This is a genomic window from Campylobacteraceae bacterium, from assembly GCA_013215945.1.
GTDB lineage: Bacteria > Campylobacterota > Campylobacteria > Campylobacterales > Arcobacteraceae > NORP36.
In genome coordinates this window covers 1-16,750 of record JABSOM010000018.1, presented here as the reverse complement: position 1 = coordinate 16,750, position 16,750 = coordinate 1, and the positions used below count along the sequence as shown (strand labels likewise).

General features: G+C 26.6%; 15 protein-coding genes, 1 tRNA gene and 1 pseudogene. 9 read left to right on the top strand and 8 right to left on the bottom strand.

From position 1 onward, the window contains the following. Nucleotides 1-16: 16 nt before the first annotated feature. On the top strand, nucleotides 17-700 hold the full coding sequence (locus HRT41_15025; protein NQY25333.1) for a response regulator: 684 nt from the start codon (nucleotides 17-19) through the stop codon (nucleotides 698-700). Nucleotides 701-704: 4 nt separating this feature from the next. Here the strand turns inward: HRT41_15025 and HRT41_15020 are convergent, their stop codons facing one another. Together HRT41_15020 and HRT41_15015 are read right to left on the bottom strand one after the other, a co-directional pair. Then, complete coding sequence (locus tag HRT41_15020; GenBank protein ID NQY25332.1) at nucleotides 705-1,541, bottom strand: EI24 domain-containing protein; 837 nt, start codon at nucleotides 1,539-1,541, stop codon at nucleotides 705-707. Between the two features lie 55 nt (nucleotides 1,542-1,596). Beyond that, nucleotides 1,597-2,469, bottom strand: a complete 873-nt coding sequence (locus tag HRT41_15015) for a radical SAM/SPASM domain-containing protein (protein NQY25331.1) — start codon at nucleotides 2,467-2,469, stop codon at nucleotides 1,597-1,599. A gap of 109 nt (nucleotides 2,470-2,578) precedes the next feature. Here HRT41_15015 and HRT41_15010 point away from each other — a divergent pair, with 109 nt between their 5' ends. Together HRT41_15010 and HRT41_15005 are read left to right on the top strand one after the other, a co-directional pair. After that, nucleotides 2,579-2,893 (top strand): hypothetical protein, encoded by a 315-nt coding sequence (locus HRT41_15010; protein ID NQY25330.1) that lies wholly within the window; start codon nucleotides 2,579-2,581, stop codon nucleotides 2,891-2,893. Nucleotides 2,894-3,308: 415 nt separating this feature from the next. Continuing rightward, the gene (locus HRT41_15005; protein NQY25329.1) at nucleotides 3,309-4,511 is read left to right on the top strand and encodes a DEAD/DEAH box helicase; all 1,203 of its coding nucleotides are present in this window, start codon (nucleotides 3,309-3,311) and stop codon (nucleotides 4,509-4,511) included. A 135-nt stretch (nucleotides 4,512-4,646) separates the two neighbouring features. Here HRT41_15005 and HRT41_15000 read toward each other — a convergent pair. The 3 genes and pseudogenes from HRT41_15000 to HRT41_14990 form a co-directional block, all read right to left on the bottom strand. Beyond that, nucleotides 4,647-4,883: pseudogene (locus HRT41_15000) on the bottom strand (hypothetical protein). A gap of 71 nt (nucleotides 4,884-4,954) precedes the next feature. Further along, a complete protein-coding gene (locus HRT41_14995) occupies nucleotides 4,955-7,060 on the bottom strand; it encodes a helix-hairpin-helix domain-containing protein (protein ID NQY25328.1) in 2,106 nt (701 codons plus the stop codon). A gap of 9 nt (nucleotides 7,061-7,069) precedes the next feature. Beyond that, the gene (locus tag HRT41_14990) at nucleotides 7,070-7,594 is read right to left on the bottom strand and encodes a 3'-5' exonuclease (protein ID NQY25327.1); all 525 of its coding nucleotides are present in this window, start codon (nucleotides 7,592-7,594) and stop codon (nucleotides 7,070-7,072) included. A gap of 128 nt (nucleotides 7,595-7,722) precedes the next feature. On the opposite strand from HRT41_14990, the gene HRT41_14985 reads away from it, so the two are divergent. Both HRT41_14985 and HRT41_14980 read left to right on the top strand, forming a co-directional pair. Then, complete coding sequence (locus HRT41_14985; protein NQY25326.1) at nucleotides 7,723-8,799, top strand: MotA/TolQ/ExbB proton channel family protein; 1,077 nt, start codon at nucleotides 7,723-7,725, stop codon at nucleotides 8,797-8,799. Then, nucleotides 8,786-10,114 (top strand): OmpA family protein, encoded by a 1,329-nt coding sequence (locus HRT41_14980; GenBank protein ID NQY25325.1) that lies wholly within the window; start codon nucleotides 8,786-8,788, stop codon nucleotides 10,112-10,114. Before HRT41_14985 ends, HRT41_14980 begins: the two co-directional genes overlap by 14 nt. A gap of 11 nt (nucleotides 10,115-10,125) precedes the next feature. Here the strand turns inward: HRT41_14980 and HRT41_14975 are convergent, their stop codons facing one another. Both HRT41_14975 and HRT41_14970 read right to left on the bottom strand, forming a co-directional pair. Beyond that, entirely contained in the window at nucleotides 10,126-11,946 is a 1,821-nt protein-coding gene (locus HRT41_14975; GenBank protein NQY25324.1) for a hypothetical protein, read from the bottom strand. After that, the gene (locus tag HRT41_14970; protein NQY25323.1) at nucleotides 11,947-13,752 is read right to left on the bottom strand and encodes a hypothetical protein; all 1,806 of its coding nucleotides are present in this window, start codon (nucleotides 13,750-13,752) and stop codon (nucleotides 11,947-11,949) included. Between the two features lie 223 nt (nucleotides 13,753-13,975). Here HRT41_14970 and HRT41_14965 point away from each other — a divergent pair, with 223 nt between their 5' ends. The 4 genes from HRT41_14965 to HRT41_14950 all read left to right on the top strand — a co-directional run bounded on the left by HRT41_14965 (nucleotide 13,976) and on the right by HRT41_14950 (nucleotide 16,451). Continuing rightward, complete coding sequence (locus tag HRT41_14965) at nucleotides 13,976-14,377, top strand: hypothetical protein (GenBank protein NQY25322.1); 402 nt, start codon at nucleotides 13,976-13,978, stop codon at nucleotides 14,375-14,377. Between the two features lie 71 nt (nucleotides 14,378-14,448). Beyond that, the gene (locus HRT41_14960; GenBank protein ID NQY25321.1) at nucleotides 14,449-14,655 is read left to right on the top strand and encodes a hypothetical protein; all 207 of its coding nucleotides are present in this window, start codon (nucleotides 14,449-14,451) and stop codon (nucleotides 14,653-14,655) included. A gap of 53 nt (nucleotides 14,656-14,708) precedes the next feature. After that, nucleotides 14,709-16,019 (top strand): diguanylate cyclase, encoded by a 1,311-nt coding sequence (locus HRT41_14955; protein ID NQY25320.1) that lies wholly within the window; start codon nucleotides 14,709-14,711, stop codon nucleotides 16,017-16,019. Nucleotides 16,020-16,040: 21 nt separating this feature from the next. After that, nucleotides 16,041-16,451, top strand: a complete 411-nt coding sequence (locus HRT41_14950) for a DUF2721 domain-containing protein (GenBank protein NQY25319.1) — start codon at nucleotides 16,041-16,043, stop codon at nucleotides 16,449-16,451. Nucleotides 16,452-16,560: 109 nt separating this feature from the next. Here HRT41_14950 and HRT41_14945 read toward each other — a convergent pair. Then, nucleotides 16,561-16,636, bottom strand: a tRNA-Thr gene (locus tag HRT41_14945). Nucleotides 16,637-16,750: the final 114 nt, after the last annotated feature.

Genomic DNA, 16,750 nt, shown 5'->3' with positions numbered 1-16,750 from the left:
TTAAATAAGGTTTTCTATGACATCTCAATTAATTAATAAATTAAAAAGTTTCACTTTGTTATATGTAGAAGATGAAGTAGGTATTAGGAATAATATTTATGAAATTCTTGAATGCATGTTTAAAGATATTTCTGTAGCATCTAATGGAGAAGAAGCCTTTAAACTCTATGAAGAAAAAAAACCAGACTTAATTATTACCGATATTCAAATGCCTAAAATGACGGGAATTGAACTTATTAAAAAAATACGTTTAAGAGACAGTAAAACAAGAGTTATTATTACCTCTGCTTTTACTGATTTAGAGTATATGCTTGAAGCAACAGAGTTACATTTGGTTAAATACATAGTAAAACCTATTACAGAAGAAAACTTAAGCCTTGCATTAGAGAGTTTTATCAAAAGTTTTGAAGGAAGCTCCATTTTTAATATCATTCCTTCTTGGATATACGATGAGAGTAAATCCCTTGTTACAGGGCCTTCAGAAGAATATTTATTAACAAAAAAAGAAAATATATTTTTTAAACTGCTTTTGCAAAAAAATAGAATTATCACTTATGTTGAAATTGAAAATATTCTTTGGGATGAAAATCAAATTATGACCCAAAATGCACTAAGACTTTTTATAAAAAATTTCAGAAAAAAACTTCCAAAAGACTTACTAAAAAATATTCAAGGCACAGGCTATCAATTACTTAATTAAGTATTTAATTTAAAGTAATTTTCCTCTTTTGATTTTCCAAAGAATTTTTACCTATATTATTTGAATCTTCTTTTTTTCGTAATTTTTCTAAAGCAAGGAAATATGCATTTCCAATATAAATGATATAAAAAACAGAAGTAAACAAAGTAATAAAAGGAATCATAGATATAAAATACAAAAACAAGGTTCTTGCTCTAAATCCACCTGAACTTTTAGCACTAATAACTTCATACTCTTCTTTTTTTAACATAGAAGAAGAAACGTCAAAATTAATAAGTTTATGAAAGAGATAATAAAAAGGCAAATTAAAAGCAATAATATTAATTAAAGGTATGAAATATAAGGGAATAAACAAAATAAATAAAAATAACATTATAAATATCGTTTTTATTAAAACAAAAAGAATAGTGCTTAAATTTCCATGCTCATAATATCTAAGATGAGAATAATGTTTTTTATGTAAAATCTTTAAAATAAGAGGTGTTAAAAAGCCTACAATAATTAAAGTAATAAAAACAGAAAACATTAATATAAATAAAGAACCCACCGTATAGAATAAAAATCCAACAATCCAAGAAGTGATAGAATATTGAAATAAAAATATAATAGCAGAGCTTAACCATACAAAATAAAAAGGAGCATCAGCACTTATAAATACTTCTTCACCATTTTGTGCCTGTGTCATTATCTCACTTAAAGCAGAAAAACCAAAATCAGCAGCTATAAAAAAAAGTACATACATGCAAATAAGCACAATAAATAAAGGAATAAAAGCAATTTTCAGCATGGGTTTTGAAAAGAAGTCATTAATACTTCTAAAAATAAGAGAAAGTTCGTTCAAAAAATATCCTTAATAATTTTTTGTATTATATTAAAATATAGATAAAATTTGTGTATTAATCAAAACGTGTACGATAAGAGCATTTTTGGCATAACTCTTCAACCACATTTTTTTCTCTAAAACCTTTTTGAATATTTTTCACCCTGCTTGTAGCTAAAATATTTTCCAAAGACTCATTTTTAATATTTCCTAAATTAATAACGCCATCTTTATCTAAACAACAAGGAGTAACTACCCCTGAACTTAAAATAGAAAAGTGAGAATCCAAACCGTAACAAAAGCCCTTAGTACTTACAAAATCATTCTTTAAAGAAGGCCAATCAAAATACTCATCAAAATTAAAAAATACCTTAGGCGCTATTCGTATATTTTTAGGAGTATTTAAATAAATATCATCTAAAGAGATATTACAGGCAAAAACTTTATTCGCTTTATCAAATACTTTTTGATTAAAATCTCTAGCACTTTGAGTATCATCTAAATTCCAAATACGTAAATTAATAAAATGATTTTGTTTATGTTTTACCGCATATAATATAAAATCAAAAATAGGGTCTAAGTACTCATCCAAGGTTTTTTTGTGAGAATTAGCATTGTATGAATTAATAGAAAAATTAACTTGTTTTAATGTTTCATGCATTAAAGCTTCATAGTTTTTTTCTTTAATATTAATGGCAGTCGTTGTAATATTAATTTTAAGGTCATGTCTAAAAGAGATATCTAAATACTGTTTTAAATTACTAAGAACCAAAGGATCACCTAAAACATGGTATGCCAATTCTTTAGTGTATTTTCGTGCGTCTTCATTAATTTTCTCAAATTCTTCAAGTTTCATACTTAAACTGGGCAGCGTGGGAGGAGGACAAAAACTGCATTTAAGATTGCATATATTGGTGATTTCTACATGTATTTTTTTAAACTTTTTAATATCAAACCTTCTTTTTATGATAAATGCGATTATAGCTGATTTTTAAGGAAAAATTGTTATTATTGCAAAGATACAAAGAGCAAAACTATGTGCTAAGAAAAGGTTGAAAATGGAAATGTTAATGAACGATGATGATATAGTTATAGGTGCCAGGTTTGAAAATGGAACCATTCAAGATTATATTGATGAAGAAAAAACATATGGCTTATTACGTTTTGAAGAAACAACTGTTAATTGGTTTTTATTTAACAAAGATGATTCTCCAGAAGATATTCAAGAATTGTATTTAAAAATAAAACAAAATGAACATTTTATTCAAGACGATCATGGAGAAGAAATTGTTCTTTTCAATAAAGATGGTGAGAAAAAATTTGACACTTTGGTTCAAATTATTGATGATTATTTAAACGATGAACTGGGTTAAAACAATAATTCCCTAAAAAGGAATTATTGTATCTAATGTTTCACCCACGCCACTTATACTATCACCTACAATATCTGGAGCTACAGTATTTATTACAGCCCCAGTAACTCTAAAAGGTAAAGCAACTACATCCCCCACAATACAAGCATTAAAGCTTATAGAAATTAATAAACATAGTATATATAATGTAACTGTTTTAATATTTATTCCTTGAATTAAAAAAGTATTATAGCCTTTCTTTTGAAAATATAATCATAATAAATCGTAGCTCTTAACTTTATGCTATAATGCAAAAAAATACCAAGAATATAATATTGGCGTAAAAGGAAAAACTATCAAAACATTTGGTTCAATAATACTATGTGATGAGATTTTAAAAGCATTAGAAGAAGAAGGGTACGAAACCCCAACAGAAATACAGACAAAAACAATTCCAGTACTGTTAAAAGGTTCTGATTTAATAGGTGCTGCAAAAAGTGGTACAGGTAAAACTGCTGCTTTTGTTTTACCTATTTTAGAAAAACTTAAAAAAACACAAAACAATGAACCAAAAGTTCTTAGATGTGTAATTTTAGTACCAACAAGAGAATTAGCAAAACAAATTTCAAAAGCGGTATCGCATTATTCAAGACATCTAAATATTAAGTATGCAGAGATTTTTGGTGGTGTTTCTAATAAAATACAAGAAACAAAACTAAATAAAGGTGTAGATATAATCGTTGCAACCACAGGAAGACTAAAAGATCATATTACGAATAATGGTTTAAATTTATCCAGTGTGAATATGATTGTTGTTGATGAAGCGGATACTATGCTTGAACTTGGTTTCTTAAAAGATATAGAAGAAGTTTTATCACTTGTATCCCCTCAAAGACAAATCATGATGTTCTCAGCAACGATTTCACAAAATGTAAAACAACTTGCGAAAAAATTTTTGCGAACACCTACTGTTGTTGAAATAACAAACAGAAGAGAAACGGTTGCGTTAATTGATCATTTAGCTTACAGTGTTGACAGCGATCAAAAAAAAGAAATGTTATCGTATTTAATTGGTTCTAAAAATTATCAACAACTTTTAGTATTTGTAAATACAAAAAAGATGGCAGATACCCTAACAGAACATTTAAACTTAGATGGTTTAAATTCTTTATGTATTCATGGAGATATTAAACAACCCGCACGTGCAAGAGCACTAAGGAAATTTAAAGCAGGTGAAATCAGAGTATTAATTGCTACAGATATAGCAGCACGTGGAATAGATATAGAGCAACTGCCTATAGTAGTTAATTATTCTCTTCCTGAAACAACAGATGATTTTACTCACAGAATTGGAAGAACAGGACGAGCTGGAAACAAGGGCTGTGAAATTTCTTTATTATGTGTAAAAGAATATAAACTATATGCACAAATTCAAAAAGATTTAAAACTAGATACTCAAAAAGAGCAGTTAGAAGGTTTTGAATTAACACAAAAAGAACACAGAGTAGCTCGTTTTAAACGTCTGTCTTTAAGTGAGAAAAAAGGTTTGAGAAAAGTAAAAAACCCTTATGAAAAAAAGGTCAGCAAAACTAAGAAAACTACAAAAAGAGATGCAAACAGAACATTTAGAAAAAAATAAAAAGTCTTAAGACTTTTTATTTTTCAAATACTTTCCAAACAACATTAATCCTGCACCTACTAATAAACCTGTATACAAAGAAGAATTAAATTTATTTTCACCTAGCGAATTATTGGAGACATTTAGTTTTACATTTTCAATTATTTCTAAACGTGAATAATAATCCCCCAGTTCATTTAAATGAGCCAGTGCTATTTTTCCTGTTAAAAGCATATCATTATGCGTAACGTCTGTATTACTATCAATAATTCCATGTTCTAACTCTACTTCAAGGCCTCGTCTGAACTGATTAATATCAATTACATTCCAGTTAATGTTTAAAGAAGCGCCAATTCCATAGGCTTCATCTTGGCTTATATTTTTTATTATCATATTTTTTCCTAACTAAGTCTACTTAAGTTTATATTATTTTCAATAAAAGTCTTGTTAAATAAGAGCTCATATTATTTCAAAGACAAAGAAATTTTTTGTTTTTCTTTATCTATACTCAAAATTCTAATATTTTTTAATTGTTGATTAATTGATAATACATCCATTACATGTGAAACGCGTTTATTTGAAACTTGTGATATATGTAAAAGAGCATCATTTTTCAAACCAATGTCAATAAATGCACCAAAATCAGTAATATTACGTACAACACCATTTATTAAATCATTCTCTTCTAATTCATCAAAACTCTTAATTTCTTCGCAAAAAGATATTTCTTCTAATTCATCTCTAATATCAAAACCTGGTTTCTCTAACTCCATTATCACATCATTTAAACTTTGTATTCCACAATTGAATTTTATACATAAAGTATTTTTTACCTCAGCACTTATTTCATTTAACACATAGTGTTCTTTTAAGTTTTTTGCCAAAGCATAGTTTTCAGGATGAATTCCAGAATTATCTAAAAAATTCTTTGTTTCTTTTATTCGTAAAAAACCCACACATTGTTCATAAATTTTCTTTCCCAAACCTTTTACTTCTAATAATTGTGCTTTATGTGAAAAAGACTTATTAGCAGTTCTATACTCAACAATGTTTTTAGCCATTTTTTCAGAAATTCCAGAAATAAAAGATAAAAGTTTATAAGAAGATGAATTTAAATCTACTCCTACTTTATTAACCAAAGAAGAAGTTACATCATTTAGTTTTTTACTTAAGTCATTTTGATTCACATCATGCTGGTATTGTCCAATTCCTAAAGATTTAGGATCAATTTTCACCAATGCAGACATAGGATCTCTTAAGCGTTGTGCAATTGAAATAGCACCTCTTATTGTTACATCTAAAGAAGGATACTCTTCTTGTGCAATTTTTGAAGCAGAATAAACAGAAGCACCTATTTCACTAACTACTGCATATTTAAGACTTAAGTTGTTTTCTTTTATTAAAGCAGATACAAAAGCAGCTGTTTCTTTTGACCCTGTTCCATTTCCAATTGCTATACAAGTGATTTTATATTTTTGTACTAATGCAAGCACAGTCTTTTTGGCTTCATCTTCTTGTTTTTTGCTTAATAAATAAATAACCTTGTGCGCTAAATATGCCCCGTTTTCATCAATAATTGCTAGTTTACACCCACTAATAAAACCAGGATCCATTCCTAAAATAACTTGTTTCATTAAAGGGGGTGTTAATAAGAGCTCATTAAGATTTTTACCAAAAAGATTTATTGCATGTTTGCTTGCTTTGTCTTTTAACGCATTTAAGTACTCTCGTTTTAAACTTGGCAATAACAAACGTTTTAAAGAATCCGTATACGCTTCTAGTACATACAAAGAGGAAGATTTGGCATATGCTGGTATACGGAACTTTTTAATACCTTCAATTAAATACTGCTCATCAACATCCACTTTTAAACTTATTTCTTTTTCATTTACCGCTCTCAATATGGCTAATAGTCGGTGTTCTTTTAATAAATAGCCCTTAGTACTAACAGCCCCTAGGTTTTTATATAAACCATCTTCTTGAAATGTTTTTGTTTTTTTTGTTTTTAATAAAGCATGGTTTATTATATTTTTTCGTAAAGCTTCTTTTGTTCTTATCTCTTGGGAATAATATAAAGCAATTATATCTTTAGCGCAGTTTATTGCTGTATCTACATCTTGAATATTTTTATTTAAAAAAGCCTTTGCTTTATTTTGTATTTCTTCTTTACTATACTTCATACATAAAATAAGCTTTGCTAAGCCTTCTTGCTTATTATCTAGGGCAAAGTCTGCTCTGGTGCTTTTAGTGCCTTTAAAGGGTTCATATATATCTTCTAAGAGTGTTTTTGTATTCGCTTGCTCTATTGTTTTTGCAATACTTTCATTTAACTCACCTTTTTCTTTTAATATCTTAAGAATCTCTTCTTTTCTCTTTTCAAGTTTAAGTGCATATTCATATATCTCTTGGAAAACTAAGAGTTCTTCATCGCTAGTATTTCCAGTACTGTCTTTTCTATACCTTGCAATAAATGCAATAGTACATCCTTCTTCTAATAAAACAATAATATTGTTTATATGTTTTTCAGATATTGTGGTTTTATTTTTTAAAATTTCTATTATGTTTTGCATGTATATTCTTTATATTATGATTTTCATTTGTTTTAATATCTCATAAGTTTTACTTACATCATAGGTTGCACTGTGATAAGAGTCTGGATCAAAAGGGATGCCATAATGTAAACAGGTTTCATCAAGTTTAGGATTTTTAATCCTTCCGTTCTTATTTAAAGCTTTTACTATATGCTTGTTTTCTTTCATTGTACAAAAATGTTTTTCAAAAGAAACAATGTTTTTTAAATGTCTTAACTCAAAACTTATATTATGAGCAATAAGTACTTGTGTATTTTTACAAAAATTGACAAAATCTTCATCTTCACTAAAATAAGAACTGTAAGAAGAATCTGCTCGGTGTTTTAATATTTTTTCAGGTGTTAATTTGTGTACTGCATAGGAATAAGGATTAACACCCCACCTAGAGAGATAATACCTGTGAAACTGTTCTATTACTTCATAGCTATTATCACGTAGTTCAAGTTTAACAGCGGCTACTTCAATTACATCATGTTCATTAGTACTATTTGTTTCAAAGTCTAAGATAATCATTTTTAATCCTTTAAAAAAAGAATTATATCCAATCTAGATTAATAAATTGAAGACTAAAAACAATAATTACAAAAAAATGAAAAGAGTTTTATGTATTATTAGTTAGAATATTTGAGCAAGGAGTTTTTATGAACAATACAAAACAAAGCCTTAGTTTTTACCTTGGGCGATTTATAATAGTACTTAGTATACCTTTCATACTTTACAGTTTTTTATTCTTAGCATTTTTGGGTTATGTGCCTCTACAAGTAGAGATGCATACCCTTATTACCAATGCTTTAATTTTATTGATTTTTATTTCTTTTATTCAACACAATGCCTGGTATTCCCTAGAAAAATTTAAAACAACTTTTACTAAAAAAACAGCAGGTATTGAAGAATATATTAAAGAAAATGAAATTATTATATCTGGCAAAAAAAAATCACTCTCTTCTTTGGAGCATTTTTTTGATGATGATTTAAGAGAAATTAGAAATGACCACTTTTCTTCTATAGCAGCATCTATCTTTCCAACATTAGGAATATTAGGTACATTTGTAGCTATTGCTATATCTATGCCAGATTTTACTTCTTCTTCACAAGAAGCATTAGATAAAGAAATCTCTTCGCTCTTAGCAGGTGTAGGTACAGCTTTTTATGCTTCTATATATGGGATATTTTTGTCTCTTTGGTGGACTTTTTTTGAAAAAAGGGGTTTGTCTAAGATTGAAACTATTATTTATAACTTAGAAGAAAAATATGAAAATAAGGTTTGGAATAAAGAAGAAATAGAAATTTTAAGTCTTATTCAAAATAAAAAAAACAATGATACTTTATTAAACAATATACAGCATTTAATTTCTCCTTCTTATGTTACAAGAATAGAAGAAATTGCAAAAAGTAAATTAGAAGAAATAAAAAACCTCAATCTTGAGCATCAAAATGTGCATCAACTCTTATTAAATAAATACAAACATCTGGAAGATTTATTAGCAGAGTCTTCAAAAACAGAAACAAGTATTCAAAACAATTTAAATACCTTAGAAAAGTCTGTACAAAGTACCAATTCATCTTTGGTTTTAAGTATTGAAGAACAAAACAAACATTCAAAAGCATTAAAAGCAGAAATATACTCTGTTCTTTCTTCTTTTGAATTAATATCAGGAGATTTGAAAAATTTAGGGGAACAATTAATTGCGAAAAGTATAAGTGATGAAAAGAAATAATAATAACAACAATAATAATACCAACTTCTGGATTTCTTATGCAGATTTAATGGCAGGATTATTGTTTGTATTTATCTTACTTATTGGTGCAATTATTGTTAAGTATTCATTTTTGGAGAAAAAGTCTGAATTATTACAGGATTCTTTAAATACTGAAAGTTCTGCATTAATACAGGCAAAAAAACTTATAAATGAAAAAAATGAAAAAATCTCTTTAACACTTAAAGAATTAAAACAAACATCTGCTGCATTAAAAGTAAATACACAAAACCTTGTAAAAAGTACAAAAACGCTTGATGAAAAAAATGAACTCCTAAAAAATAAAGAAATTATTTTACTTGATTTAATAAAAGAAAAAGATGATTTAAAAATATATTTAAGCCTTAAAGATAAAGAGTTTAAAGATCAAAGTCAAATACTTTCAAATACCAGTGTTTTATTAAAAAATAAAGAACAAGATTTATTGAAAAATAAAATTTTAATCATTTCTTTAGATGAAAATATTAAAAAACTCTTAACAACAAACAACAATAAAGACAAAGAACTTAAGAATATTTCTAAAAAGAATGATTTATTATTAGAGAGTCTAAATTCTTCTTATATTGTAATAGATGAAAAAAACCAAAACCTGCAAGAACTTCTAAAAACAATCTTAGAAAAAAAGGTTCTTTTAGAAGACTTTAAACAAAACAGTGATTCTTTAGATGATGAAATTCGTTTATTAAAAATACGAATACAAGAAAAAGAAGATAAATTTGCAGCTGTTGCCCAAGACTTAGTTATTACTAAAAATAAAATCAAGAACTTTACAGGAATGAAAGTAAAAGTCATTTCTTTATTAAAAAAATCTTTGGGCAGTGATATTAAAATTGATGCACAAAGTGGGAAAATCATTCTTTCTTCTAATGTTTTGTTTGAACAAGGAAAATCACAGTTAAAACCAGAGGCTAAAAAAGCATTAAAAAAAGCGGTTTACAATTATTTTAATACCATTTTAGAAAATGATGACATTAATAAACACATTGATAAAATCATTATTGAAGGGCATACTAACTCTGTTGGTAGTTTTTTATACAACTTAAATCTTTCACAAAAAAGAGCCTTTGCTGTGATGGATTTTATTTTTGCACAAGACTTTAAGAGAAAAGACAAACTAAGACATTTAGTAATTTCAAGTGGGCGTTCTTATTTAGATCCAGTTTATAAAAACAATATAGAAGATAAAGAAGCTTCAAGACGAATTGAAATAAAGTTCTCACTAAAAAATGAAGAAGCAATAAAAGAAATAGAAGCTATTTTAAAAGTTACTAAATAAGATTTAGTAACTTAGTTTAACGCAGTGTTCAAAGATTTTACTTCATATATTTTAGTTGCAACAGATTTTCCTTTTAATTCTATACTGTCCAAGTATTTACAAGTGAAATCATCTTTAATCGCTTCAAAAACCTGCGAAGAAACAATAATCTTAGTTTGGTATACCTTATTAATATTTTCAAGCCTAGCAGCCACATTAACACTGTCACCAATTATTGTATAATTCATTCTTTTACTAGAGCCAATGTTTCCAACAATTGTTTTTCCATAATGAAGCCCTATTCTGGTTTTAAAAGAAAAACCAAAATTCTTAAATAAGTTAGTATTAAAAATTTCTAATACTTTTTGTATTTCAAGAGCAGATAAAACTGCTTTATGTATTGGATTTTTAATATCAAGGGGTGCTCCCCAAAAAGCCATTACGGCATCACCTATATATTTATCAATAGTTCCTTCATTGCGTGAAATTATTTCTTGCATTAAGTGAAAATATTGCGATAAATATTTGGTTAAATCTTGATTGGATATTTCTTCACTAATAGAGGTAAAACCTTCTATATCAGTAAACATAATTGCCAATTGTTTTTCTTCTCCACCTATCTTAATTTCTTTTTTGCTTTTTACAAGAATTTTCACCAAATTATTAGGAACATATTTTGAAAAAGAGTTTAGTCCAATTTTTAGAGCTATCAAAGCATCTTGTGCGACTTTTATTTCGTATATATTTGAATTATTATCAATAGCATGTTTTAAATCTAAATCAACTAATCTTTCTATATCTTTAGTAAGTTTTGTTATAGGCAAAGAAATACTGTTTAAAAACTTTTTTAATATAAGAATAAACAATAAAAGCATAAAAATAGAGATAAACAAACCTTCAAAAAAGGATTCTTTAATACCTTTTAAAACAATACCTTCAGGAACAATAATAAGAATATTCCAAGACAAATTTTTACTAGGAGAGAATTGTTTCCCTACATAAATATATTTTTCACCTTCCTTATCTAAAATAGTAGTATTGTTTCTTAGATATGCTTTAGCACTAAGTGCAACAATATTATTCTTCTCTAAGTCATAAATAGTATTTAAAGAAGTGTTTTTTTTTCCTTGATTTTGTGAAGAAACAATAATATCTCCACTTGAAGACATAATTAATACAATACCCTTAATCTTTTGGGCTTCTTTTTTTACAAAAATAAGTAAATTATTCAAAGAAATATCAACAGCGCTTACTAATACTTTTTTCTTATTTTCATATTTTGCATAAGAAACAGTAATTCCCAGTTTTTTGGTTGATTCAAAGATATAAGGTTTTGAAATAATAAATTGATTTTTTAGTGCTTTTTTATACCAGGGTCTAAGAGTTGGATTGTATTTACTTAGCTCCTTTAAACTAGCCTTATTATCACGTATCCATGTTTCATAGCGGACATTATTAATTTTTTTAATAATCCGTGTTTCAAAATGTGGTTCTTTTCTGACTTGTATAAAGTTCGCTTTTTCATCTGCAATAAAAATACTTGATAAATGTTTTTTATCTTTAATATATTCTTCCATTACTTTATGTATATTTTCATAATTATCAAACATTAAAGAAGGGGTAAGCCCTGAAATAATTTTTAAAGCACTGTTCCCTTCATTTAAATAATCCATTACTTTAAAAATTGTTTTAGAGGCTAAGTCATTTTGTACATTATTTATATAAGAATGTGATTGTTTTGATGTTTTGTAATAATTGTAGGACATTATAATAATAAAAGACAAGAATATTAAACTTCCAAAAACAAGGCTTAAAATAACTATCAAGGGTCTTTTATTATTGTTAGTTTTCAATTATAAAAGACCTCTTACTTCATAAATTTTTGTTGAAATGCTTTTGCCTTTCAACGCCAACTCATCCAAATAAACAATATCAAAATTTGAAGCAATTTTTTCATAAACTTCATTGGAAATTATAATTTTAGTTTTATAGACTTTATTTATATTCTCAAGTCTTGCTGCTATATTTACGTTGTCACCTATTATTGTATAATTCATTCTGTCATTACTTCCAATATTACCAACAAGTGTTTTACCATAATGAACACCAATTCTGGTATTAAACCTAACTCCTACTTTTTTAAATAATTCATCATTAAAAACTAAAAGTTTTTCTTGTAAAATAAGAGATGATCTTACTGCTTTTTCAATAGGATCTTCAATATCAAGAGGTGCACCCCAAAAAGCCATAACAGCATCACCAATATATTTATCAATAGTACCTTCGTGACTTGAGATGACTTTTTCCATTACATCAAAATATTCTGATAAATACTGCGTCAAATCTTTTGTTAGCAGTTTTTCAGATATTGTTGTAAAACTTTCAATATCAGTAAACATAATGGCTAAGTTTTTTTCACTTCCACCAATTTTAATCTCTTTTTTACTTTTAATTAGAATTTTTACCAAATCCGAAGGCATATATTTTGAAAATGATTTTAAACCAAGTCGTAAAGAAATAAGAGAATTCTGTGCAGTATTAATCTCTGTAATGGTAGAACTGTTATCAATTAAGATATCTAAATCCAGTTGTTCTAGGTTTTTAATATCTTCAGATAAACGTATTATTGGTTTTGATAAACCCTGAGATATTTTTAAAGCGATTAATAAAAATAAAATTAAGATAATAAAAGAAATAATAAGTGTTTCAAAAAAAGTATTATTTACACCTTCTAAGATTTTACCCTCTGGAACTGAAATAACAATATTCCAGGATAAATTTTCACTGGGATTAAAGTTTTTTCCAATATATACATAGGTATCGCCTTCTTTATCTTTAAAACGACCTGTTTTATTCCCATTTAAATAAGCTTTTGCACTTTGAATAGTTACATTATTAAAATCAAGTTTATTTATATTTTTTAATAAAGAGTTTTTATTAATAACGTCCTCAGAAGAAACTATAATATCGCCTATTGAACTAATTAAAGAAATCACCCCTCCAATACTATTGGCCTCATTTTTAATAAAAGAGCTTAAAGAGCTCAATGAAATATCGCTTGCGACCACATATGATTTTTTTTCATTCTCATAAAAAGCATAATAAACAGTAATTCCAAGTTTGCCCGTCGAAGAAAATAAATAAGGTTCAGATATAGAAATTTTATTCTTTTTTGCATCTTTATACCAAGTACGTGTTCTTGCATCATAAGTAGCTAGTTTTTTTACAATTTTATTATTATCATATGTCCAAGTATCCATAAACACATCATCTTGTTTTTTTATAATTCTAAGTGCAAAAGCAGGTTCTCTTCTAACTTGAAAAAAATTCCCATTTTTGTCTCCAATAAAAATACTTGCTAAATGTTTATTGGTATGAATATACTCATTCATTACAGATAAAGTATTTTCATAATTAGAAAAAATTTCAGAAGGAGTGATGCTTGAGATTACCCTCAAAGGCGTATTTGCATCATTTAAATAAGCACTTGTGCGTGAAATAGTTTTTAAAGCCAACTCATCCGTAACTTTATTAATATACGCATATGAATGCAAAGAAGATTTATAATAGTTATAAGACATAATAATGACAAAAGAGAGTAAAAGAATACTAATAAAAACAGTACTAAGCTTAAAAGTTATGGAGTTTGTTTTTTTCATTTTTGCCTTTCTTTAAATACAAATCAAAAATTAAAATTATTTTTAAGTGATATATAATATTACATTAGTATTAAGCTTACCTTATAGCACAATAATTGCACCCGTTCTTTATAAAAACAAACACTTATAATTATTTATATTTTATGATAAATTATTACAATTTGTCATATATTTGATTATATCTTTCTTTCTTTCCTATAATTAAAAAAAGAAAAGGACTAATATGTCATTTATTAAAACTCTAGGCATTTGCCCCTCATGTAAAGTTGGAAATATTGAAATAAGAAAAAAAGAAATAAGAGGTAAAAAAGTCGAACTATATGCTTGTTCAAATGCTAATTGGTATACAGAAGATGATGGCGAAGTTTTCGAACTTACAAAAGATTCGACCTGCTCTTTTAGGCTTTGGCAAAATACTTTTTCAAGATATGGTTACTGGTTAAAACATAAAGATGTGCGTTCAATATTAAATGAAGAGGATACAATAGTAGAACTTTCATCAAAAAAAGTATTTTACGAAAACAATAAAAGTGTTTTTAAAAAAATAAAATACAAAAAATACATTGCTTTAGATTATGAATATGGTGCCAGTATTTTATTTGATATTGATTGTAAAGAAGAATAATCTTAAATAAGTTGCATATTGTACTTTATATAATAAAATTAGCTATAATTGTGCAAATATAAAGGCATACAATGATTGAAGAAGTAGAAATAACGGAAACACCAGTAAAAGAAGAAAAAAAAGTTTATACAAAAAAACCAAGAAAAATACTTGATAAAAATGCAAAACCAAGCAAAAAAAAATTAGCAAAAATTGCAGATAAAAAAGCCTTTGAAAAAAGAAAAGTTTTAAAAAAGAAAAAAGTTAAGAAAAAATCCAAACTAAAAAAGAGCAGATAAGTTACAATCTTATTTGTGCTATTATTAAGATAAAAGATATATAAAGTAAAAAAATGAAAAAATATATTCTATTTATCTTAATAAGCATATCCACGCTAGTATCATTGATGTTTTATTATATTAATTACAGTCAATTATCCTATCTTACAATGTCAAAAGAAATGTTATTTCAAGAAGCATTATCTAACTTTAAATCTATGACTTATACCAGACAATGGAATTCTGATCATAAATCTGTTTATGTTATACAGCACGACAATATAAAACCCAATCCTTATTTAGAAGACAATATTCTCTATACTAAAGAAAATAAAGTATTAATTAAAATCAATCCAGCGTGGATGACCAGACAAATATCTGAATTAGCAAATAAACATGGTGATTATTTTTTTAGAATAACTAGTCTAAGACCACTTAACCCAGATAATAGTCCTGATGGCTTTGAAAAAAGAGCTTTGCTTTATTTAAAAGATAAAAAAAGTGAAAAGTACTACACTGAAATTGCGAAAGACAAATATAATTTTTTAGGATCACTTAAAGTAAAAAGTTCTTGCATATCCTGCCACGAAGCTCAGGAATATAAATTAAATGACGTAATTGGAGGCTTAAGAGTTAGTATACCTATTCAATCTTATTTAGAAAATGTAAATGAAATAAAAAATAAATCTAATATTTTATATGGTATTACTCTTTTAATAGCTATTGTTTTTGGCTTTATAGCCTTCTATTTTTTAAAAATAATAAATAAAAGACAATATATCATTGAAAAATTAAATCAAAACTTAGAATACAAAGTTAAGGAAAGAACCAAAAAACTGGAACTTACAAGTAAAAAGTTAAAAACATCTAATGCAAAACTCATTAAAATTTCTACAATAGATTATTTAACAAAAATTTCTAACAGAAGATATTTTTTTGAATTAGGTGACAAACTTTTCAAATTATCTAAACGACACAACACTTCTTTTTGCCTTATTGCAATTGATATTGATTTTTTCAAGAAAATTAACGATAATCATGGACATAATATTGGGGATGAAGTTTTAAAATTTATTTCACTTACTATTCAAAATACTATAAGAGATACAGATGTACTAGCAAGAATTGGAGGAGAAGAATTTGCCATCATACTTAAAGATACCAATATTAATGGAGCAAAAGAATTGGCTGAAAAAATTAGATTTAATATTGATTCACATCTCTATACTACGTCAACACTCAAGATACATTGTACTATTAGTTTAGGTTTAGTATCAATGAATAAAGAAGATAAAAGTCTTTCTACCCTCTTGGATAAAGCTGATATTGCCTTATATCAAGCAAAAGAAGCGGGTAGGAATACCTATAGAGTTTTTCAACAATAATATACTATATAAGGATTTTTTATGATATTAGATATTTCAACACCAGCGTTGTTGTTTCCCGCAATTTCTTTACTATTATTAGCCTATACCAACAGATTTTTAACAACAGGGCAATTAATTAGAGGCTTAACAAAGAATTCAAATAAAGGTAAAATAGAACAAGTTACAAGACAAATTTTTAATTTAAAAAATAGAATTGAACTAATAAAATGGATGCAACTTTTTGGTGCATTTTCTTTATTATTATGCACTTTTTCAATGTTTTTTTTATTTTTCCAATACGATTATTATGGAAAAATAGTTTTTGTTTTATCTTTATTAGCTATGTGTATTTCATTAATAATTACAATGATAGAAATTTCTATATCTTCAATTGCTTTAAATATTGAATTAGAGGGTATTCAAAATAATTGTAATAATTACAAAAAATAATCTATAAAATCTCTTTTGAAGGAATACGTTAAAATTGTAATATAACTCAATATGAATATATTTAGTTAAAAGGTTAATTGTTACATGTGTAGGGAAATCATATTTAAAGTGGTGCTCACACCGGGATTTGAACCTGGAACCTCGTCCTTACCATGGACTTGCTCTACCGTTAGAGCTATGCAAGCATTAAATAGAATTTTAAATTAAAAAAAAGCTTATATGAAAAACAACTAAAGTTGAAATTCATATAAGCTTTATAAAATACTTAAATCTGGCAACGGCCTACGTTTCCGACAAGG

Excerpts from the sequence above, each read along its gene's own strand:
- HRT41_14980 (NQY25325.1), top strand. The coding sequence starts at position 8,786 with ATGAAAAGAAATAATAATAACAACAATAATAATACCAACTTCTGGATT.
- HRT41_15010 (NQY25330.1), top strand. The coding sequence starts at position 2,579 with ATGGAAATGTTAATGAACGATGATGATATAGTTATAGGTGCCAGGTTT.
- HRT41_14955 (NQY25320.1), top strand. The coding sequence starts at position 14,709 with ATGAAAAAATATATTCTATTTATCTTAATAAGCATATCCACGCTAGTA.
- HRT41_14960 (NQY25321.1), top strand. The coding sequence starts at position 14,449 with ATGATTGAAGAAGTAGAAATAACGGAAACACCAGTAAAAGAAGAAAAA.
- HRT41_14970 (NQY25323.1), bottom strand. The coding sequence starts at position 13,752 with ATGAAAAAAACAAACTCCATAACTTTTAAGCTTAGTACTGTTTTTATT.
- HRT41_14950 (NQY25319.1), top strand. The coding sequence starts at position 16,041 with ATGATATTAGATATTTCAACACCAGCGTTGTTGTTTCCCGCAATTTCT.
- HRT41_14965 (NQY25322.1), top strand. The coding sequence starts at position 13,976 with ATGTCATTTATTAAAACTCTAGGCATTTGCCCCTCATGTAAAGTTGGA.
- HRT41_15025 (NQY25333.1), top strand. The coding sequence starts at position 17 with ATGACATCTCAATTAATTAATAAATTAAAAAGTTTCACTTTGTTATAT.
- HRT41_14995 (NQY25328.1), bottom strand. The coding sequence starts at position 7,060 with ATGCAAAACATAATAGAAATTTTAAAAAATAAAACCACAATATCTGAA.
- HRT41_14985 (NQY25326.1), top strand. The coding sequence starts at position 7,723 with ATGAACAATACAAAACAAAGCCTTAGTTTTTACCTTGGGCGATTTATA.
- HRT41_14990 (NQY25327.1), bottom strand. The coding sequence starts at position 7,594 with ATGATTATCTTAGACTTTGAAACAAATAGTACTAATGAACATGATGTA.